Source organism: Agrobacterium sp. SORGH_AS_0440, from assembly GCF_031453135.1.
Lineage (GTDB): Bacteria > Pseudomonadota > Alphaproteobacteria > Rhizobiales > Rhizobiaceae > Agrobacterium > Agrobacterium pusense.
Genome location: NZ_JAVIYR010000001.1, coordinates 1 through 18,314, shown reverse-complemented (window position 1 = coordinate 18,314; position 18,314 = coordinate 1). Strand labels below are relative to the sequence as shown.

Genomic DNA, 18,314 nt, shown 5'->3' with positions numbered 1-18,314 from the left:
CACTATTCCAGACAGGGGCACCGGGGTCGGGTTTTTAGCCTGAGCCCGGTGTTCTGCTTTTCGGGACGGATCAGCCTGCCACTGCGCCGTGGCTATTCGTTGCCATTCGTCGTCATGTTGGTAAGGTTTGCCGCCATTGGGGCGGTGCCTGGGAGGGGAAGACATGATCGCAGCCTATATTGATGAATTCATCATGTTCTGCGTCGGCCTCTGGATGACGCTGGTGGGGTTCGGATATCTGTCCCTGTCGGGAAATCCAGCCCACCGGCCACCGGTGGCGCGTCACTTCAAGTGGATGGGCCCCATGCTGCTTATGATCGCGCTCATTCTGGCCATCGCTTCCTGATCTTTGAAGGTTGTCGTGTGGCGGCACTTTGCCTTTGGCTCGTTTTGCGGTAACAGGGGGCCATGATCAAAGCATCGAGTACCACCTGCATCTAGCTCCCGCCGCAGCGCGAGGAGCATCGGACGAGAAGCCAGCCGGCTTTTCGCCTGGTGTCGGCTTGCCGGAAGGCAAGCGAAAGCGAAGACATGCAGTGAGATTACTCAATGGAAAACTATTTCGAAAGCCCGTTCCGGGGCATCACGCTCGACAAGCAGGTAAAGAACCCAAACCTCCTGGTCGGAAAATACAGCTATTATTCCGGCTATTATCACGGCCACAGCTTTGAAGATTGTGCCCGTTATCTGTTGCCGGATGAGGGCGCGGACAGGCTGGTGGTGGGGAGCTTCTGCTCGATAGGTTCGGGCGCAGCCTTCATCATGGCGGGCAATCAGGGCCATCGCAATGAGTGGATCAGCACCTTTCCCTTCTTCTTCATGCCCGAAGTGCCGGAATTCGAGAATGCCGCAAACGGCTATCTGCCGTCCGGCGACACTGTCATCGGCAATGATGTCTGGATAGGCTCGGAAGCTGTTATCATGCCCGGTATTACCATAGGCGACGGCGCCGTGATTGGAACGCGTGCGCTGGTGACAAAAGATGTCGAACCTTACGCTATCGTCGGTGGCAATCCCGCGAAAACGATCCGCAAGCGGTTCGACGACGACTCGATCGAGCTGCTTCTGGAGATGAAGTGGTGGGATTGGCCGGCGGACCGGCTGAAAGCCGCGATGCCGCTCATGACGAGCGGCAATGTTGCGGAGCTTTACCGGTTCTGGCGGTCGGATAGCTCCCAGCCGTAAACAAACGGCCGGCCCGTCTCATCGAGGCGGGCCGAGCCTTTCCGAGGGCTGGACATGTGGGTCAGCGTCGCCGTCAGTAAGCGGTATAGTCAGCCACGGATGAACGACCAAGACAGCCGTATCATCCTGAAAATCCATCCTGTGGAGACATCACGGCGGATTTCATAGTGATCAAGCCGCCGAATGAGGTCGCGCGGTGCGTGATCGCAGACGCCGGAGCCGGACTTCCATCTGTCTCCTCGCCTGAATGTCGCCTCGCCTAACGGCGACCGACATCCCTTCGACCCACGCCGTAATGGCGCCGTCATTGTCTCCCAACCGTGCACGGCATTCGCCGAGTTCTGCCCATACCGCCGAATAGTCGGGATCCTGCCGGATAGCCTCCTGCAGGTGATGCGCGGCATTTTCGAACTGCCCCGCTGCCGCCAGAGCCTTCGCGATTGAAAAGCGCAGAAGGGGACTGTCCCTCCCGTCTTCCAGCATCTTCATGAGTTTTGTTATCATTGTTGTCCCGGAGCAATGGTGAAACACCATGTATCGGTACGATCTCAAGCGCAGTTGAGGTCAAGCGGTATTTGGCGCGCTCTTCCTGCATGGGCCCTCATGCGAACGCGTCCAATGACGACGCGCGCTCTCCGTCAGGTTACGTCGCATCTCTCGCCATCGCCGAGTTGAAACGACCACAGCCTGTGGGTTAAAGCACGGATGTCCCTTAGGATGGACACGATTCCCCCAGAATTATGGGTTTGCATGATCCCCGTCGCATTGCCCTCCGTCGAAGCGTTGCTTCTCCTTGCCTTCTTTCTCATCACGACCCTTGTGTGGGGCGTCTGGTCACTATGGCTGTTGGTTCGATACATGGGCGGGCGCTGGAAGCGCCCGATGATCCTGCCTTACGGGCTGGTGACCGCGGTTTCGCTTTTCACGCTTTTTCGGTTCGTTGAGTTTTATCTGGAGATGGGCGCTTACGACAGGGAGAGAGCAATACGTTATCAGCCGGAACTTCTGGAGCCCGCGCGTCTGGGCGGGATAGATATGCCCAAGGGTACGAAGCTCGAACTCGCCATTGCCGACAACAAGGAGGCCTTCGATAGGGCCGTGTTTCCGCATCCGGTGCGGATCGCGGATATCGATGCCGTTGAGATCGCCCGTTATATCGCGATAAAAACCAGTGAGAACTACGAAACGATCGGCTTCACCCCAGGCGACATGCGGATAACCGGTATTGGCGTGACCACGCAGAGCGACTGGCGTTGTGATGCAACGCAGCCGGTGGAGTTCGATCTCATGGCTGATGGCAGCATCTCTGCCTTCAGCAAATGCATTCTCGCCGATGGCAATGTCGTTGACGGTATCAGCCTGCCGAAAGGCACCTCCCTGCGGGCCTCCACCGGCAATGTTTACACCGATGGCTTTGTCGATTCCGACAGATGGGTTCTCGATATACCGACTGGGCAGACCATTCACATCGATGATTTCGATCTCTCAGAGGTAACGCTTGCCCTGAACAGCGAGCGAAAGCTCCACGAAATCAGCAGAGGCACTCTGTCAAAGGATGCCGCTCTTGGAACGCTTCACCATGCCGCTGGAACCAATATTCGTTATAATCCCCGCAATCTTCGCAATGACTACCCAGACGCATGGCTGATAATTCCGCCTCTGCCCGATACCGGTGCTCCGCCGGTTCCATCGCCGGATATCGTTCAGAGCAGGGATGGCGAGGTTCTTGCGAATTGAGTCTGTGGCGAAGACCTGCAGGGACGACTGACTGTCCCGCCTTGCCCTACCAGCCGTAGCTGAAGGTCAGGCCGCTGCCGTTATTGCCGTCCTGCACGACGTTGGTATCCGTGTTGCGGCCGTACTGAAAAATGCCATAGGCATTGTTGTTGCCGTTCTGCTGCAACGTCGCGGAGTGGCCTACGCCCCGTTGCCGGATAAAGCCGAGATTGCCGCCGCCGTTCTGGGCAATGCCGGCGGCGTTGCCGCGGCCGAGCTGGCGGATGTCGGCATCCTTCAGGCCGCGGTAGAGCGAATAGGCGCGGAGGCCCGTCGAAAGCAGGTCGCCATCGGCGGCATTGCCGGGTGCGAGATCGAAGGAGATGCGACCGCCGGCGTGGGCCGGTGCCGGAGAACCAAGAGGTGCGAGGCCCCCGACGAGCATGGTAACAGTCATGAGTTTCAATATGTTGCGCGTCATTCTGATCTCCATCCGTCAGCGCCTTGCCGATGATCGATAATCGCATTTCGCAACTGAACCTGATCGGAACTGCCCGTTCACACGTCGTTCAGTCGCTTGGCAGGATCCAAAGAAAAGGGCGCCTGAAGCGGCGCCCTTCACGGGGATAATTTACGGGCATGTCTTGGCTTAGTCGCCATCAACCTGCTTTGTGCAGCTGAAGCTCCGGCCATCGATAACCATATCGAGCACCGCCTTATAGCGGGCTCCCTTCGCATCGAGCGTTACCGCGCTGAGCAATTGCGGACGTCCGGCTGCGGCATCAAAGTCGCCGCCCTGATTGATCACCGAATGTCCGCCGCTTCCCGATTTTTCGACGTGAAACCCGTAGGTCCCGCCGGCAGTGACATCGGCTCCGGCAAAGGCCTCCAGCTTCACCATGTCCGCCTGCGACGTTGCCCTGATCTCGCAGACGTTTCCAGCCGTCGACTCCCGTGCGGTCGATATGGCCGCAACGGTGCCGGCGGGAAGCAGTGCCAGCACAAGGATCGCCGCCAGGCGGCGCTTATGACTGATGCTGTGGGGCATGGCTGGTCTCCCGGATGATCTGATGTTTCGAGCGCGACCGGTTACACGTCGTGCGGCCGGTCAAGGGCAGGCTTGCACGAAGGCGGCGACATTGTCGTTGCCGCCCTGGCTCACATTGGCGCTGCATCCGCGACCTACCTGGACACCGGCCGCGATGTTGCCGTTGCCGTCCTGCGTGAGGATGGTGGTGTGGTTGGAACCGAACTGGCCGATGCCGGCCACGTTGCGGCTGCCGTTCTGATAGGTGGAGCCGTAATTGTCGTGCCCCTCCTGGCCGACAGCCGAGAGGTTATGCCGGCCATATTGATGACCGACAATCCGGTTGTAGCCGCCGTTCTGGTACGTGCGGATCCGGTTGCCGTAACCCTCCTGTGCACCGCCGGCAGAATTGGACCAGCCATATTGTTCGATGCGCACATCATTAGCCATGGCGGGTGCCGCGGCAGCGAGGCCGACGAGAGCGACGAGTGCACTTGCAATGAAAGACTTCCGGATCATGACGTGTCTCCTCAGGCGGATGGACCGCGGTTGAACGTCCCTGTTTTAGAACGTTCCACCGGAACGGAGGCTGAAGGCGTCATTCAGTCGTGGTTCATTGGCCGAAGCCAATAGGCGCCGGCATCGCTGAAGCCAGCCTCCACGTTCCTGCGGTATCCTGCCGGAACCGGAAACGCCTCTTCAGCGCCATATATCTGTCAGGCCGCCCAAAGCTCCGTGCACAGGATCGGTCTGCGGCTTCGGCAGGGATTTGATACGCTCAAGCATGTCAGCGCTGGCGGGAGATGTTTGAATATCGGCTTCCTGCCCGGGCGGATAAGCGCCCACCACTTGAAAATCCGGGGAGGAGTCCAGTTTCATATGGCCTGTCCCGGCGGGCAGGATCAGGCAGTCACCGCGGGCAACATCGAGAACTTGCCCCTCAGGCCCGCCGATCTGCAAGGTCGCTTCGCCACGTCCGACACCCAGAACTTCGTGTGCCCCGGTGTGGTAATGGTGGTAGTCGAAAACGCCGTTGCGCCAGATGCCGCTCCATCCGTTGCGGGAAAATGTCGCTTCGAAATCCGCGGAATGAAAGTCCGCGCCGACATTGCGGTAAATGATCACGGGAAAGGTCTGGTTATTGGGGACCTGTCCGCTGGGGCCGAAGGTCAGTTGCTCGGTTTTCATGGCGATGCTCCTCATGACCGTTTCTACCGCGAACAATGCGGACCGAAATCTGGCGGCGCATTTCAGCCGCCCAGGTCATAATCACTCCGGAGAGCGGGCAGTTCCGCAATGTCTTGACGAAAACGCGGTTGCGGCGGTCTCAAGCCCGGCGAACCGGGCTTGAGACGTTTTCTGGCTGGCTTACTCGGCTGTCGCCTGAATATCGACCTTGTCGAGAAGGCCCATCGGATTGTCGGAAGCCGCAACCAGGTCGAAGACCCCGAGGCCATTGACGCCCGTGGATTTGACTGTGACAGTCAGGGTTCCGGGCGTGCTGATGAAGCGCACCAGCGCCTCCACCGCGCCTTGCAGCTTCGGCTGCTCCGCCGCCACCTGCTGCAGCATCACACTCGCCACCAGCGTCAGCGTGCCGCGCACCTGATCCTCGGTCATGTCGTTCTGCAGGGCATAGAGTTTGATCGCCTTGGCCATCAAGCCTTCGTCCTTGACGGTGAGCTTCACCTCACGGCCGGCAAGCCCGAAAAGCGCCGCCTGCGCGCGATTGACGTCGAAGGAGAAGAACTCCTCCGTAAAGCCGCTGACCAGTCCGGCAAGATTGACGCTGCCGAAATCCCTGCTGCTGAGCGAGATGTCGCGGATCACCAGATTGCTGTTCGGCTCGTCCCAGCCTGCGGAAAGGCCATAGGAGAAAGCCAGCGTCTCGAGACCCAGCTTGCGGGCCTCCACGAAAACGTCCTCCGTCGCGTCTGCCGGGATCGGAAGTGTGAGGTCGTCCTGCCTGATCTCTATATCGGTCGGAATGCCGTTGAAGGGCTTGGTCAGCCCCATCTCGAAATTCTTGAGCGTGAACCTGATGCGTTCCGGCGTTCCGGCCGCTTCTTCCTCCGGCTCTTTCGGCGCGGCAATATCGACGTTGATGCCGCCGACGCGCACCCGGCCAAGTTCCGGTATCAGGCGATTGAACTGAAAGGTCTCGATCTCGGTTTCATCGAGCGCGATAATCTGGGAGATACCCTCGATCGTCGAACTCCAGTCGAAACCCTTGAGGCTTGCTTCCGCCACTTCGATTTTGCCGTCGCCGTCACCGATCGACAGACCGTTCAGGCCGAAGTCGAGCTTGCGGCTGTCCATCTGCATGTCGATGCGGTCGATGGCGGCCTTGACCCTTTTGCCGGCCGCTCCCTCTTTTTCATCAGGTGCGTCGGCCTTGAAGCCGATAAGCTGCATGTTGCTCCTGCCGATCATGTCGAGGATGGACACGACCTTGGCAAAAAGCGCCTGGCGTTCCTCCGGCGGAAGCTGGTCGGGATCCTTGGTGACCGTCAGTGCCTTCAGGGTGTCCAGCAGCGGTTCGGATGGCATGCGGGCAGTAAAGCCATCGCTGCGGATCTCGTCATAGCTGAAACGGCCATCGCCATCGGAAAATGAAACCGTCTTGACGGAAAGCGGCCCATAGAGAGGTTTTGCCTCCTTGTCGTCAGGGCCGGCCTTTTCCGTATAGAGCCGCGCGAGATAAGCGACGTCGATGTCCTGACCAGCGATCACGCCGGTCGACACCGCCACATGCTTGTCCTCAATCGCGCCGTCGCTGTCGGGAAGCTGCATCTTGATGTCGTAGCTGCCCTTGTCGATCGAATACCGGGCGATACGGCCACCGGCGATCTCGGAGAGGACCAGGTTGTTGTAAACCGTCTTCTGCTCGGTGGTCGCGACCGACTGGCTCAACGTCAGCTCGGGCGTGGAGATGCGCGTCGCTGCGAAGCGCTCGATGCGGCGGGGCAGGGAGCCGCCGTTTCCTTCCGCCTGTGCGGACTTCTCGAACGCCGCATTCTCGATGCGGGCATGCGCCATGGAAAGCTTGCCGGTGGGCACATCCACGTCGATGTTGCTCATGTCCAGCGCGCCATCCAGAAAGGGCAGCTTCGGACGACCGTCAATAGAGGCAATGCGAAGGTTTCTGCCATCTTCGAGCGGCAGCGTCAGATCGCGAACATGAATTTTCCCGAGGAAATCGACTTCCACGGAACCGGCAGTCGCGCCGGTGCGCGCAACCAGTTCTTTCACCTTCGCCTCGTAGAAGGTCTTGCCGCCGATGACACCTGCGGCCGCAACGGCGACAATTGCCACCGCCGCCCATAGCGCCCTGCGCCGACCCTTGCCGGTATGGCTGTTTTCCTGTTCCACGACGTTGGTCCTCTCTCACATACTGATCATATTGCGCGCCTTTTAAGCACGCAAAAGTTGCTTAGCAAGAGCTGATCGACGCCCGTGAAGGCCGCGCTACATCCAGACCGTCAACGCCATGCCGGCCACCACAGGTGCGGCGCCAGCGCAAGCGTCGGGCGAAGGGGCAGACGCGGCCTCACCGGCAATAAGCTTTGGGTGGGCAGGGCTTGGAATCCGCCGCGTCACGCGCCATTGATGATATTGCAGATACCCTCGCGGATCACGTTCTTGTCCGCGATCTGTCCTGCCTGAATGTTGAAGACGGCGTCGATCCGCACAGCCGCACCCTTTTGCCGGGCCACCACCCGCAGCGTCTGAATTCTGCCGCTGCCGCTGGTCTCCTGGTGCGCATCGATGGACGACAGCGCCTTGTTGATCTGGATGCCCGAAAAACCTTCCGCCGCCACGGCCTGGGCGAGCTTCTGAAGCACGGCTGGCGCCTTCGCCTTCGGCAGCTCCTGCCAGGACTTGTAGGAAACAGCCGTCACCATCGGCACGCCGGAGACGGTGAAGTTCTTCTCGCAGGAGGCCGCGAAAACAGGGCTCGAGAAGGTGATCAGGCCAAGAGCCGCTATGAGGTATTTCATTTCGAACAATCCAATCGTTGGTGAAGGCTGACGACAATCGGCCGCGTCAGAAGGTTGACCGTTTGCCTCTGTAGGTGGAAGGCGGCGGCAGAGCCTCATGGGCCTGCGCGAGCGTTTCGAGCCATGTGGCCAGCCCTTCGGGAACCTCTTCATTGCCCGCCTCAAGCGCCTCGATCCAGGAGAGTTCGCATTGCAGCGCGGAGGCGATGTTGATCGGCGTCCAGCGAATGACCCGCAGGCATTGGTTAAAGCGTTCTGGCGACATGATGATTTGATTTTTCCCCGTCTTTTTTCCCGCCGAAGCTCACCCACCGGGCGGCGGGAGTCAATTGCTTTTTTGCAACTCTCGATGGCTTGTTTCACTTCCCGATCCGGATTTGCCGGATGATAAACTTAGCTGATCGACTAAGTTTTCGCTTGTGCCGCGATGATGGAACATGATAGTTAGCGATATGGCTAAGCATCATCCAGAGCTTTCACTCATCTTTCAGGCCCTTGCCGATCCCACACGGCGGGCAATTCTCGCTCGCCTCGGCAGCGGGCCGGCGCAGGTTACCGCATTGTCCGCTCCCACGGGTCTGCGCTTGCCCACGGTCATGCGCCACCTCGCCGTGCTTGAGGAGGCGGGGCTCATCGCCACATCCAAGGATGGGCGCGTGCGCACCTGCGCAATAGTACCTGAAGCGCTGGAGCCGGTGAGAACTTGGCTCGATGAGCAACGGGCCATGTGGGAGAGCCGGCTTGACCGGCTGGAGGCATTTGCAGTTCACGCCATGAAGGAGGAGGAACAATGACAACGAAACCCGGTCAACAAAGCGCACACGCTGAACCGCCACAAGACCGTTTTGCAACGCTCAGTTTCGAACGGGAAATTGCCGTTCCGCTTTCGGCTCTGTGGCAGGTCTGGCTGTCACCCGCCGCCCGGGCGGTGTGGGCCTCTCCCTCACCCTCGGTGACAGTGGAATTCCTGGAGGCGGACAGCAGGCTGGGCGGTCGCGAAGTGTCGCTCTGCAAGGCCGCCGGCCAGCCGGATATTCGCTGTGAATGCGGCTGGCTGGAGCTTCAGCCAAGCCGCCGCAGCGTGAATTACGAGGTGGTCTCATCCGGCGGCATAACCCAGTCGGCAGCGCTGGTGACTGCCGATTTTCAGGCGGACGAGCGTAGCCGCTTGACCGTAACGGTGCAGCTTTCCTCGCTGGCCGAGGATATGCGCGATGGCTATCAGCAGGGTTTCAGCGCCGGTCTCAACAATCTGGCCAGCGTGGCCGGGCGAACCATGGTGCTGGAGCGAACGATAAAGGTGCCGCGAAACATTGTCTGGAAAGCCTGGATGAACGAAAAGACGCTGCCGCAATGGTGGGGCCCTGAAGGCTTCTCCTGCCGCACGAAGAGGATTGACCTGCGGACCGGCGGTGAATGGGTCTTTGACATGATCGGCCCTGACAGCACAGTCTTCCCGAACCATCATCGTTATGTCGAGGTCCGGCCCGAAGAGAGGATCGCCTATACGCTGCTATGGGGCGAAAACGGGCCGAAACATGCCGACGCCTGGGCCTCCTTCGAAGATCAGGATGGCGCGACGAAAGTTGTGCTGGGCATGGTGTTCAGCACGGAAGCCGAGTTCCAGCAAGCGAAGGGTTTCGGCGCCGTGGAGCTGGGGCAGCAAACGCTGGGCAAATTGGAGCGCTTCGCCAACGCGCTATAGATGCGCCGCGCCGTCAGCACTATGTGCAGAGGTCTCGATCCTGGCTCCTGTCCAGACCGGCATTAATCTTCAAAGCCGCTCTGCGCGTGCGAGATCGTCTTGCAGGTCCCGCCATCCTTCTCGCCAACCATGCGCTTATCGCGGATGACCGAACCCTTGGCGATGTCTATCTCCCATGCCACCGAGCCTTCATTCAGGCTCGCTTTACCATCGGTAAAGGTGCCTTTCTCCCTTCTCTGGCTTCCAGAAGCCGGGGCGTAAACTCCAAATGTCCCGGCGGCTTCGTCGAGAGCGAAGTTGAACACCTGAGAAGTTCCCTTCGAAGTTGCGAATTCACAGCAAAGATATGTCGGCGCGGTAAGGGCAGCGGAGCCTGAGAAAAGCAGGGCGGCAGCAAATCCGCTTCCTGTGATGACTTTCAAGTCTTGATCCTCATTCGTGTTTTCGCGTTATACTGGAAATATTTCGCCCCATTGGCAAAGTAAACGATATAGCAATTTAATTACCGTGGCTCTCATGGCCGGCTAAGGGGCGCGCGTTTGCTGTGATGAATATTGACAATATATGCTACGCTTTCCATAGTTGAGGAGACCAAAAGGAAAACGCCATGGCGTCAGGAAGCATTCACGTCAAAGTCAGCGGAGCATTGCAAGACCATATCCAGCAGCAGATTGGTGATGACGGTCTTTATGAGAATGCGAGCGAATATATTCGAGCGCTTATTCGGCGTGACCTGCAAACCCGCGACGAGGCATGGGATGCCTTGCAAAAGGAACTGTCTCCTGCCATGCGCGCGGATGACAGCGAGTTTGTAGCTGTCTCTGCTGATGATGTAATCGGCCGAAACAAGCGCCGTTAGTTATGGCTGCTTATCGCTTTTATGCGCCTGCCGATGCCGCACAGGATAAAATCTGGCGCGATACCGTGGATGTCTGGGGCGAAGTGCAGGCCGAGACCTATATACGTGGTCTGCACGCGCATTTGCAGCGCCTCTGCGACAACCACCTGCTTTGGCGGCGTCTGCCCCAAAGACTTGCCGTCCCCGGTGACCTCAAGAGTGAGGCTTATTTCAGCCGGTATCAACACCATTACTTGTTTTTTCGAAAGCTTGATAACGGCGACCTGGGTGTGATGAGTATCCTGCATGAACGGATGGATATGGCGGTACGCTTGAGAGAAGATCTTACGGCGCTAGATGCCAAAGGCATTATCCAAACTGGTTAGAGCGGGTGGGAAGGGGCCGGTGGCCTCAAAAATAAAACGCCAGAGCCATGCTCCGGCGTTTTTTTGGATTCTAGCTACCTCTCCCGTACACTTTTCAGAATATTTCAACAGATGCGCAAACAGTCAAACTGGGTGTTCCAGTTGGATGCCATTAGCTTGAGCATTTTGAACTTACGTGGACTCGGTTTCGCATTTTCGTAAGCGGCAAGGAAACCCCATCTGGCGCGGCTGATGCTGAGTAGGGTATTTCGGGCGTAGGAGTTCTCTGAATGTGAGGATCTATGTCTAGACCTGCGGCTAGCCTTGGGTTGATGCGAATGATCGAGGCGGTGCCCGATCGTCTTGACGGGTCGCCGCGACAGTTGCGACGGTTCTGGTCCGACGAATTCAAGGCCACAGCGGTTGAGCAGGCTTGTCAGCCCGGTGTGAACATGTCGGCAGTGGCGCGGCAGATCGGGATCTTGCCGTCTCAACTCTACCGCTGGCGTAGAGAATTGTTGGGCAGTGATGAGCCTGGACAAGCACCAGCGGCAGTTGATCCGCAGAGCGTCGCACCTGACCCCGACCCCGTCGTCGAAATCGTCATTGACGGTATCGTCGTGCGGGCCGGCCGGCATGTCGAAGAAGTGCATCTGCAGCGTGTCATCCGAGCGGTTCGCTCAGCATGATCCCCGCAGGTGTAAAGGTCTTCCTCGCCAGCCATCCCATCGACTTCCGCAAAGGGCCGGACAGCCTGCTGTCGCTGGTGCGCGATGCTGGCAGTGATCCGTTCAACGGCTCGCTTTATGTCTTCCGGGCCAAACGGGCCGACCGGATCAAGATCGTCTGGTGGGATGGATCCGGGGTCTGCCTCTACTCGAAGCGGTTGGAGAAGGCGCAGTTCTGCTGGCCGCGGATAGGCCACAACCGAGTCCAGCTCAACCATGCCCAGCTCATGGCGCTCGTTGACGGCATGGACTGGAAACGGGTGCGCTCGGTGGCGGTGAAGCCGCCGGAGATTGTTGGGTAAATGCCTGCGGCAAAGTGAATCACCCGCCTGAAAGGGCAGGCAAACCGGAGCAAAATATGCTCTGGTAGACGTCATGACGCCGCCCGATCTGCAGCTCCCGGATGATGTAGATACCCTGAAAGCCATGGTTCTTGCCATGGCCGAGAAGGCCGCGCGCACCGATGCTCTTGAGAGCGAGGTCGCAGACCTGAAAGCCAGAAACGCCGATGCTGATGAACGCATCGAACGACTGACCCAGATCCTGAAAGCCTTCGATCGTGCCCGCTTTGGCCGGCGATCGGAAAAGCTCGGCTCTCCAGGCATCGATGATGAGCAGCAGGCCTTTGTCTTCGAGGAAATCGAGACCGGCATCGCGGCGATCCGAGCCAAGGTGAACAAGGGTGCCGCCCATACCGAAAAGCGTCCGCCGCGACCGCGCAAGGGCTTTGCTCCTCATCTGGAGCGGGTCGAAGTGGTGATCGAGCCGGATGAACTGCCCGAACACATCGGCAAACAGAAGGTGCTGATCGGAGAAGACGTCTCGGAGCGACTGGACGTCGTGCCGGCGAAGTTCCGCGTCATCGTCACCCGCCGACCGAAGTATGCCTTCAAAGATGAAGACGGTGTCATTCAGGCAGCCGCACCCGCGCACATCATCGAGGGCGGCATTCCGACGGAAGCGCTTCTCGCCCAGATCGCGGTCTCGAAGTATGCCGATGGCCTTCCGCTCTATCGGCAGGAGGCAATCTATGCCCGCGACAAGGTCGAGCTTGACCGGAAGCTGATGGCTCAATGGATGGGCAAGCTCGGCTTTGAACTTGATATCCTGGCCGACTACATCCTCGCCGAGATCAAGAAGGCTGAGCGTATCTTCGCTGACGAGACAACGTTGCCGACACTCGCGCCCGGATCCGGATCGGCCAGGACGGCCTGGCTATGGGCTTATGCCCGGGATGACAGACCCTTTGGTGGCAGTAGCCCGCCGATGGTTGCCTATCGCTTCGAAGATAGCCGTGCTGGCGATCGGGTCGCCCGGCATCTGAGTGGCTATCGCGGTATTCTGCAGGTTGACGGACATGGTGCCTATAACAAGCTTGCCAGATCTGACGGAGGCAATGACGGCGTGATGCTGGCCTACTGCTGGTCCCATAGCAGGCGCAAGTTCTACGAGCTCCACGCCTCAGACAGCTCCAGGATCGCCACCGAGACGGTGGAACTGATGGCGAAGCTCTGGCAGGTGGAAGAAACGGCCCGCGGCCAAAGCCCTGACGCCCGTGTCGCCGCGCGCCAGGCGACATCTGCTGCGGTTGTCACGGAGCTCTTCGCCCTCTGGCAGAAGACGCTACCGCGGATCTCCGGCAAGTCGAAGCTGGCCGAGGCGATCCGCTATACCACCTCGCGTCGCTCCATCTTCGAGCGCTTTCTCACCGACGGCCGCATCGAGCTCGACAACAACATAGTTGAGCGCGCAATCAGGCCCCAGACAATTACGAGAAAGAACAGCCTCTTCGCCGGCAGCGATGGCGGCGGCAGGACATGGGCGACAATCGCGACGCTGCTGCAGACTGCAAAGATGAATTCTGTCGATCCCCAGGCCTGGCTGACGCAAACACTCGAGCGCCTCGCAAATGGCTGGCCTAGTAGCGAAATCGATGTCCTTATGCCGTGGAGCTACAAGGCCTGAACGGCCTCAGCTTGCCGCTTACGCATTTTCGCTTGTTTTGCAAATTAATTTCCAGTTTCCAGAGACTTTTTGAGCGTGCGGTATCAGTTGATTTTGATGTGACTACAGAACACGTTGAAATCTTTGTAGGCCGACCCAATCTCATAATAAATTCATTGGAAAGGTGCTGCTGATATAAAATATATAATAATGATGGACGCATTGACATGTTCTTTTGAAAATATTTATGGATTCATCCATCTTTATTGTAAAGGATGCGCTCAATTGGCGATTTGTATTTTATCATAAATGTTGTTGTATGTATTTATCAATATTAGGATCTGTATGTATTAAATTAATCATCTACTGAAAAGGTACGTTATCTTCAAGATCATTCCTATACCGCGTTATCGCGGACTCTACCTCGGCGTTACTGAGTGCAATTATCTTCGCAGCAAGAATTCCGGCGTTCACTGCTCCTGCTTCTCCAATCGCGCAAGTTGCAACAGGTATTCCTTTCGGCATCTGTACAATGGAAAGCAACGAATCCAGTCCCTTCAACTGCTTCGATTCGATAGGCACGCCGATTACGGGCAAATCTGTAAAGGATGCCGTCATGCCAGGGAGATGAGCAGCGTAAGCCGTACCTGCGATTATAACTTTGAAGCCATCAGATTTTGCAGAACTGGCAAATTCGACTAACCGATTGGGTGTTCTGTGAGCAGAAACGATAGATGCTTTATAAGTGACTCCGAGATTTTCTAGTATCTCGGCAGCGAGTTTCATGGTTGGCCAATCGGACCTGCTGCCCATAATTATTGCAACATCTGCTGTAGTCATTTCAGAACGCCTCTCGAGCGATTAATGAAAACACTTTATGTGGCGCAACCCGGTTTCGCCCACCCTTCGATGTTGTTTCAAACACAGTCGCAATTTCATGAATAATAGCGCCAGCTTGTTCAAGGACATCGATCGCCCCTGAGAAAGTACCACCACTTGCAATCGTGTCATCAATTAGCAAAACACGTTTGTTTTTTAGGTCGACGTCTTTTGACAGGGACAGTTTCCTCGTAGCGTAAACCATTCCGATTTCGCTGGTATATGCGTTATACACAGTGTCCCCCGCTTTCCTGATCGGGACTAATCGCAACCCCAGTTCGTGTGCCACGCAGCCGCCTAACGTGAAGCCACCGCCTCCTATCGCTGCAACCACATCGATTCGCTCTTTTTTGTATTTTTCGACAAAGCTCGCGACTACCGCGCTTCGGACATCGGGCTTGTCGTCGAATGTCCTATAGAATTCTAGATACCTGATGCCGGCTTCGGGAAAGTCAGGTATAATTACGACGTTTTTCAAAAGAATTTCTTCGCACTTATTTAGTGTTTTTTTTGTATCGCTCACGATTATTATCTCTTTTGTTTGATTTTATGCAATCCGATATGATGAGACCTGGAGGCTCAGCTTCGGCTCATATTTTTCTTTGAAGTCGTTCAAAGTGGAAATCTCCGAACCTCCAAGATTCATTGCGATTACCCCATCTAAAAAAGCTAATTTGCATGCCTCTGTAAGAAGTAAATCGGACAAACCCACAATCGATGGGTCGCAAATATTGATATATAGATTCCCAACTTTCTGAATAGTTGCCGACCAAAAGGTCGCACCTACGATCTGTCCGTGCTCGCTGATCGCATATAGTCCATTCAGGCACCTGGGAGACTGCTGCAACAAGCTAACTGCACTCGCATAATATCGGGCAGCACCTTCGTGACTGTCTCCCGAAAGACGTCGCATTCGTTCCAACCACAGGGCGAATGCATCCAGTAGGATTTGTGATGCATTCCCGTCAACGCGACGGATTTCTGAGACAATGCTTTGCGCGCGCCGTACCTTATTTCTTATTTTTATAAACCGCGAGCCATGCATGCGCGCGACTTTTTCAGTGTCTAGAATGTGAATCGGATAAACCCAATCCATTAGGGGGTCGATATACTCGCGTATTGGAAATTTACATACGGCTTGAATTCTGTCTGCTTCACTGGCGTTTCGCCTTGCAAAGGAAATTTTGCGCTTACCGAGGAACGGTAGCGCCAGAACATTCTGAGTGAGACTTAACTCATTGTCTTTCGACCGTTCAGGGAAGAGTAGTACCACATCATCATCATGAGGATGCATTCCAGCAAAAATGACAGAGTCATCAGCGCGGATCATCCACCCCCCTTCTCTTAGAGTCGTAAGATAATAGATGGGGCAATCTTGATAAGTGTCCGCACTTTGACCCGAACGCTTCAATGTATCGGAAATGTACTCGATATTTTTTGGTGTTACTGAGGTAATTTCAAATATCGTTGAGGACTTGGGAGCGGCGACCCGCTTATAATCAGCCTGATGTATCAAGTTTCTTTCCTTCGAAGCAAATTGCATCGCAGTTTGGAAAAATTTCATATGTTGAGAGAGTTCCGATGCATTTGGAATGCGTAAATAATGCGCCTGAGAAATCTGAGAGCATCGCGTCGCCACTGCTATCTAGTTCTACTAGCCCTGAGAGCTCCGGGATTAGCGGCAGCGAGGCGTCATAAAAAGAATTGCGATAAAATGCATGAGGTCCAAGGATGGGTAAATTAACAAGCCACCAGCGATCAAATGGGGCAGGTGTTGCGGACGTTAGCGTAAAACTCGTCCATCGAAAGGCTGATCCGGACAACGATTTTAATCTATATCGATCTATTCCAACAATCGTGCCGGGAGGATATCCGTCGATTGTTATAGATTCGTCTAATGTAAAATTCATCTACTGCTCTTTTTCCGTGTAAATAATGAATCACCGGATTAATTGTGGGTACGTAGTGCTTTGGCAGCGAATGCAGCCGTTATTATTATAAATATTGATCCAGTAACATTCTCTATTGTGATGGTTTTGTTGAGATATACTAATTCTAGTATTAGGGCTGAAGGTAAACCTATGTATTCGAACGGTGAAAGGATTGAGATTGGCGCGCGGTTAATCGCCTCAATTGATGCGATTTGGGAAAGCCCTCCAACAACTCCAATACCGACCATCAACCACAAGCCTTGAGTTGAAAGGCTTTCTTCAGAAAACTGGAGGCTTGGGAGGCTTAGAAGCACGCCTACAATCGAGAACGCGATCGGAACGGCAGCTGGGTAAACAGACGAGGCTAACTGTTTTGATTTCGTTCTGATAATGGCAGTAACTAGCGATAAACCTATTCCACAAAGTATCCCCACCCAAATATTACCTTGTTCATGGGGATTAGAGAAATCGTCAGACAAGAATAATATCACACCAACAAATCCGACTGCCGTTGCTATAAAAGCTGTATTTGATGGCTTTTCATGTAGATAAATTGTTGCTGCTAGATAAGAAAATATTGGGCTCAAGTAAGAAAGGGCCGTTGCTCCGGAATTTGATAGGTTGGATATGGCGTTAAAGCTGAGGATCATTGTTGAAAAACCGATGGTCCCCGTGACGAAAAGAGGCAGGATGTTCTCGCGATGAATGGCTTTGATTTGTCCAGTAGCAAATCCATAGATAATAATCGGTATGAGCGAAAATAAACTTCGCCATAAAGATATTTCGTAACTATTTACGTTTTTTGATGCGGAATAGACAAGAAACCCCATAAAACTAAGAAGTATAACAGATGTTGTTCGCATTAATATTGCAAATGAAAAATTCATAAAATCTCTATAAGATTGTTATAATTTAAAACTCTTAATTTTGTAATTGTTTTTTTCTTACTATTAGTTGTGTATATAACGGTCAATGACATATTTATGAAATATTCATGACAATATTTTTCCATTTATAATTATATTATGATATTTTTACTCCATCTGATTGTGGTTTGAGATTTTTTGGTGGGTTTTATTGGAGACGAGCCGATTTTTACGGTTTTTCTATCCCCGTTCATCCACACCTTGTTTGCTTGAACTATACTGTGCCTGTTCCTCGCTGAACCTGAAAATTTCGGGTTTTCGCGGAACCGGCGCTGATTGTGAGAGAAGACGTCACTCTCATATTTCGGCGTCTGAGAGGGAAAGTCCTCCGGCAATGACGAGAGGAGAGATGGGAATGGGTTTGTGGTGGGCCTTTCTATTTCTCCGAAACTCATTGGCTGGAGGATAGTCTTTCTAGCGGGTATAAACCGCTGAAGCGGGGCACTGATAAGTGTCATTTATTTCCATAGGCGGCATTTTTAGTGCCCCGTTGAAATGCCCATCAAGCTGAAAGGCTGATGGAAAAATGAGATGAAGCTCATAACACGGCCGCAAACGCGTCGCGTGACAGGAAAGGTGTGTTTGATGGGTCTCTACGAGATGTACGTCGTTGCCGCTCGGGCGGATACTGCATTGATGAGGAGAAAGCTGGCACGATCTCTTTATACGGGCAAAGTTTCGAAACTGTCAGCTCAAGAAGCAATATTTACATAACCAGAAGAAGATGAATATGGATTCGGTGAAGGATATGAGTAGGGTAGGCCAGATGCGATTTGGACTGCTCCCGTAAACATATATTTATATAACAATCGACGTGTAAACGTATAAAACATATATCGCGATGAATTATATATGCGCGACTGAAGGCGGGCGGGAATCCGCTGATAAGATCGACTTTTACGGCCTGCAATTGGACGATTGTGCGTAAATATATGATTTTTATGTTGATTTTGCCATTTTGACTGGAGGATTGTTATGCGCGGTAACTATATAGCCGAGATAGATTTGATTGAAGTCGATTTCAGGTTTGGGCGGCGGTCGATCATAATAACAATATCTTGATATTGTT

Annotated in this window: 23 protein-coding genes; 10 read left to right on the top strand and 13 right to left on the bottom strand. The window is 54.9% G+C overall.

Annotated elements, in window-relative coordinates; translation table 11 throughout:
* The first annotated feature begins 163 nt into the window (after positions 1-163).
* Together QE453_RS00115 and catB are read left to right on the top strand one after the other, a co-directional pair.
* Positions 164-346, top strand: a complete 183-nt coding sequence (locus QE453_RS00115) for a hypothetical protein (protein ID WP_044459299.1) — start codon at positions 164-166, stop codon at positions 344-346.
* A 203-nt stretch (positions 347-549) separates the two neighbouring features.
* Positions 550-1,185 carry a type B chloramphenicol O-acetyltransferase gene (gene catB / locus QE453_RS00110; RefSeq protein ID WP_034496527.1) on the top strand — a complete coding sequence of 212 codons (636 nt, stop codon included), beginning with the start codon at positions 550-552 and terminating at the stop codon, positions 1,183-1,185.
* A gap of 171 nt (positions 1,186-1,356) precedes the next feature.
* Here catB and QE453_RS00105 read toward each other — a convergent pair whose 3' ends face one another.
* Positions 1,357-1,689 (bottom strand): tetratricopeptide repeat protein, encoded by a 333-nt coding sequence (locus tag QE453_RS00105; protein ID WP_034496524.1) that lies wholly within the window; start codon positions 1,687-1,689, stop codon positions 1,357-1,359.
* Between the two features lie 246 nt (positions 1,690-1,935).
* Between QE453_RS00105 and QE453_RS00100 the strand changes: the two genes are divergently transcribed.
* On the top strand, positions 1,936-2,922 hold the full coding sequence (locus QE453_RS00100) for a hypothetical protein (RefSeq protein ID WP_034496522.1): 987 nt from the start codon (positions 1,936-1,938) through the stop codon (positions 2,920-2,922).
* Positions 2,923-2,968: 46 nt separating this feature from the next.
* Here QE453_RS00100 and QE453_RS00095 read toward each other — a convergent pair whose 3' ends face one another.
* The 7 genes from QE453_RS00095 to QE453_RS00065 all read right to left on the bottom strand — a co-directional run bounded on the left by QE453_RS00095 (position 2,969) and on the right by QE453_RS00065 (position 8,194).
* Positions 2,969-3,382, bottom strand: a complete 414-nt coding sequence (locus tag QE453_RS00095) for a hypothetical protein (RefSeq protein WP_004444852.1) — start codon at positions 3,380-3,382, stop codon at positions 2,969-2,971.
* Positions 3,383-3,550: 168 nt separating this feature from the next.
* Entirely contained in the window at positions 3,551-3,949 is a 399-nt protein-coding gene (gene csgH, locus QE453_RS00090) for a curli-like amyloid fiber formation chaperone CsgH (RefSeq protein WP_309776128.1), read from the bottom strand.
* Between the two features lie 60 nt (positions 3,950-4,009).
* A complete protein-coding gene (locus QE453_RS00085; protein ID WP_006700628.1) occupies positions 4,010-4,447 on the bottom strand; it encodes a curlin in 438 nt (145 codons plus the stop codon).
* Positions 4,448-4,627: 180 nt separating this feature from the next.
* Positions 4,628-5,116, bottom strand: coding sequence for a cupin (locus QE453_RS00080; protein ID WP_309776127.1), 489 nt, complete (start codon positions 5,114-5,116; stop codon positions 4,628-4,630).
* Between the two features lie 180 nt (positions 5,117-5,296).
* Entirely contained in the window at positions 5,297-7,300 is a 2,004-nt protein-coding gene (locus QE453_RS00075; RefSeq protein WP_309776126.1) for a hypothetical protein, read from the bottom strand.
* 224 nt (positions 7,301-7,524) lie between these two features.
* Positions 7,525-7,929, bottom strand: a complete 405-nt coding sequence (locus QE453_RS00070) for a hypothetical protein (RefSeq protein ID WP_004444843.1) — start codon at positions 7,927-7,929, stop codon at positions 7,525-7,527.
* Positions 7,930-7,975: 46 nt separating this feature from the next.
* Complete coding sequence (locus tag QE453_RS00065; protein WP_004444840.1) at positions 7,976-8,194, bottom strand: hypothetical protein; 219 nt, start codon at positions 8,192-8,194, stop codon at positions 7,976-7,978.
* A gap of 187 nt (positions 8,195-8,381) precedes the next feature.
* Here QE453_RS00065 and QE453_RS00060 point away from each other — a divergent pair, with 187 nt between their 5' ends.
* Both QE453_RS00060 and QE453_RS00055 read left to right on the top strand, forming a co-directional pair.
* Entirely contained in the window at positions 8,382-8,723 is a 342-nt protein-coding gene (locus QE453_RS00060; protein ID WP_037092612.1) for a helix-turn-helix transcriptional regulator, read from the top strand.
* The gene (locus QE453_RS00055; protein WP_244455389.1) at positions 8,720-9,634 is read left to right on the top strand and encodes an SRPBCC family protein; all 915 of its coding nucleotides are present in this window, start codon (positions 8,720-8,722) and stop codon (positions 9,632-9,634) included. The genes QE453_RS00060 and QE453_RS00055 overlap by 4 nt, the downstream gene beginning before the upstream one ends.
* Before the next feature lie 62 nt (positions 9,635-9,696).
* On the opposite strand, the gene QE453_RS00050 is transcribed toward QE453_RS00055, so the two are convergent.
* On the bottom strand, positions 9,697-10,056 hold the full coding sequence (locus tag QE453_RS00050; protein ID WP_244455390.1) for a hypothetical protein: 360 nt from the start codon (positions 10,054-10,056) through the stop codon (positions 9,697-9,699).
* A 185-nt stretch (positions 10,057-10,241) separates the two neighbouring features.
* On the opposite strand from QE453_RS00050, the gene QE453_RS00045 reads away from it, so the two are divergent.
* From QE453_RS00045 to tnpC, 5 genes are all read left to right on the top strand, one after another.
* Entirely contained in the window at positions 10,242-10,493 is a 252-nt protein-coding gene (locus tag QE453_RS00045; protein ID WP_059756511.1) for a hypothetical protein, read from the top strand.
* 2 nt (positions 10,494-10,495) lie between these two features.
* Complete coding sequence (locus tag QE453_RS00040) at positions 10,496-10,858, top strand: type II toxin-antitoxin system RelE/ParE family toxin (protein ID WP_244455392.1); 363 nt, start codon at positions 10,496-10,498, stop codon at positions 10,856-10,858.
* Positions 10,859-11,139: 281 nt separating this feature from the next.
* A complete protein-coding gene (locus tag QE453_RS00035; protein WP_309776123.1) occupies positions 11,140-11,526 on the top strand; it encodes a transposase in 387 nt (128 codons plus the stop codon).
* On the top strand, positions 11,523-11,867 hold the full coding sequence (tnpB, locus tag QE453_RS00030; RefSeq protein ID WP_309776121.1) for an IS66 family insertion sequence element accessory protein TnpB: 345 nt from the start codon (positions 11,523-11,525) through the stop codon (positions 11,865-11,867). The genes QE453_RS00035 and tnpB overlap by 4 nt, the downstream gene beginning before the upstream one ends.
* 73 nt (positions 11,868-11,940) lie before the next feature.
* Entirely contained in the window at positions 11,941-13,530 is a 1,590-nt protein-coding gene (tnpC, locus tag QE453_RS00025; protein WP_309776119.1) for an IS66 family transposase, read from the top strand.
* A 342-nt stretch (positions 13,531-13,872) separates the two neighbouring features.
* On the opposite strand, the gene purE is transcribed toward tnpC, so the two are convergent.
* The 4 genes from purE to QE453_RS00005 form a co-directional block, all read right to left on the bottom strand.
* Positions 13,873-14,349 (bottom strand): 5-(carboxyamino)imidazole ribonucleotide mutase, encoded by a 477-nt coding sequence (gene purE, locus QE453_RS00020; protein ID WP_309776117.1) that lies wholly within the window; start codon positions 14,347-14,349, stop codon positions 13,873-13,875.
* A gap of 1 nt (position 14,350) precedes the next feature.
* Positions 14,351-14,911: a phosphoribosyltransferase family protein gene (locus QE453_RS00015; protein WP_244455394.1), complete on the bottom strand. Its 561-nt coding sequence runs from the start codon at positions 14,909-14,911 to the stop codon at positions 14,351-14,353.
* Between the two features lie 24 nt (positions 14,912-14,935).
* Positions 14,936-15,952, bottom strand: coding sequence for a hypothetical protein (locus QE453_RS00010; RefSeq protein ID WP_244455395.1), 1,017 nt, complete (start codon positions 15,950-15,952; stop codon positions 14,936-14,938).
* 384 nt (positions 15,953-16,336) lie between these two features.
* The gene (locus tag QE453_RS00005) at positions 16,337-17,206 is read right to left on the bottom strand and encodes a DMT family transporter (protein ID WP_309776115.1); all 870 of its coding nucleotides are present in this window, start codon (positions 17,204-17,206) and stop codon (positions 16,337-16,339) included.
* Positions 17,207-18,314 lie beyond the last annotated feature (1,108 nt).

Bases quoted from the DNA above. Each gene is read 5' to 3' on its own strand.
- QE453_RS00035 (WP_309776123.1), top strand. From the start codon at position 11,140: ATGTCTAGACCTGCGGCTAGCCTTGGGTTGATGCGAATGATCGAGGCG.
- purE (WP_309776117.1), bottom strand. From the start codon at position 14,349: ATGACTACAGCAGATGTTGCAATAATTATGGGCAGCAGGTCCGATTGG.
- catB (WP_034496527.1), top strand. From the start codon at position 550: ATGGAAAACTATTTCGAAAGCCCGTTCCGGGGCATCACGCTCGACAAG.
- QE453_RS00105 (WP_034496524.1), bottom strand. From the start codon at position 1,689: ATGATAACAAAACTCATGAAGATGCTGGAAGACGGGAGGGACAGTCCC.
- QE453_RS00010 (WP_244455395.1), bottom strand. From the start codon at position 15,952: ATGAAATTTTTCCAAACTGCGATGCAATTTGCTTCGAAGGAAAGAAAC.
- QE453_RS00100 (WP_034496522.1), top strand. From the start codon at position 1,936: ATGATCCCCGTCGCATTGCCCTCCGTCGAAGCGTTGCTTCTCCTTGCC.
- QE453_RS00005 (WP_309776115.1), bottom strand. From the start codon at position 17,206: ATGAATTTTTCATTTGCAATATTAATGCGAACAACATCTGTTATACTT.
- QE453_RS00085 (WP_006700628.1), bottom strand. From the start codon at position 4,447: ATGATCCGGAAGTCTTTCATTGCAAGTGCACTCGTCGCTCTCGTCGGC.
- QE453_RS00080 (WP_309776127.1), bottom strand. From the start codon at position 5,116: ATGAAAACCGAGCAACTGACCTTCGGCCCCAGCGGACAGGTCCCCAAT.
- QE453_RS00060 (WP_037092612.1), top strand. From the start codon at position 8,382: ATGGCTAAGCATCATCCAGAGCTTTCACTCATCTTTCAGGCCCTTGCC.
- QE453_RS00070 (WP_004444843.1), bottom strand. From the start codon at position 7,929: ATGAAATACCTCATAGCGGCTCTTGGCCTGATCACCTTCTCGAGCCCT.
- QE453_RS00055 (WP_244455389.1), top strand. From the start codon at position 8,720: ATGACAACGAAACCCGGTCAACAAAGCGCACACGCTGAACCGCCACAA.
- tnpB (WP_309776121.1), top strand. From the start codon at position 11,523: ATGATCCCCGCAGGTGTAAAGGTCTTCCTCGCCAGCCATCCCATCGAC.
- QE453_RS00065 (WP_004444840.1), bottom strand. From the start codon at position 8,194: ATGTCGCCAGAACGCTTTAACCAATGCCTGCGGGTCATTCGCTGGACG.
- QE453_RS00115 (WP_044459299.1), top strand. From the start codon at position 164: ATGATCGCAGCCTATATTGATGAATTCATCATGTTCTGCGTCGGCCTC.
- csgH (WP_309776128.1), bottom strand. From the start codon at position 3,949: ATGCCCCACAGCATCAGTCATAAGCGCCGCCTGGCGGCGATCCTTGTG.
- QE453_RS00095 (WP_004444852.1), bottom strand. From the start codon at position 3,382: ATGACGCGCAACATATTGAAACTCATGACTGTTACCATGCTCGTCGGG.
- QE453_RS00045 (WP_059756511.1), top strand. From the start codon at position 10,242: ATGGCGTCAGGAAGCATTCACGTCAAAGTCAGCGGAGCATTGCAAGAC.
- QE453_RS00040 (WP_244455392.1), top strand. From the start codon at position 10,496: ATGGCTGCTTATCGCTTTTATGCGCCTGCCGATGCCGCACAGGATAAA.
- tnpC (WP_309776119.1), top strand. From the start codon at position 11,941: ATGACGCCGCCCGATCTGCAGCTCCCGGATGATGTAGATACCCTGAAA.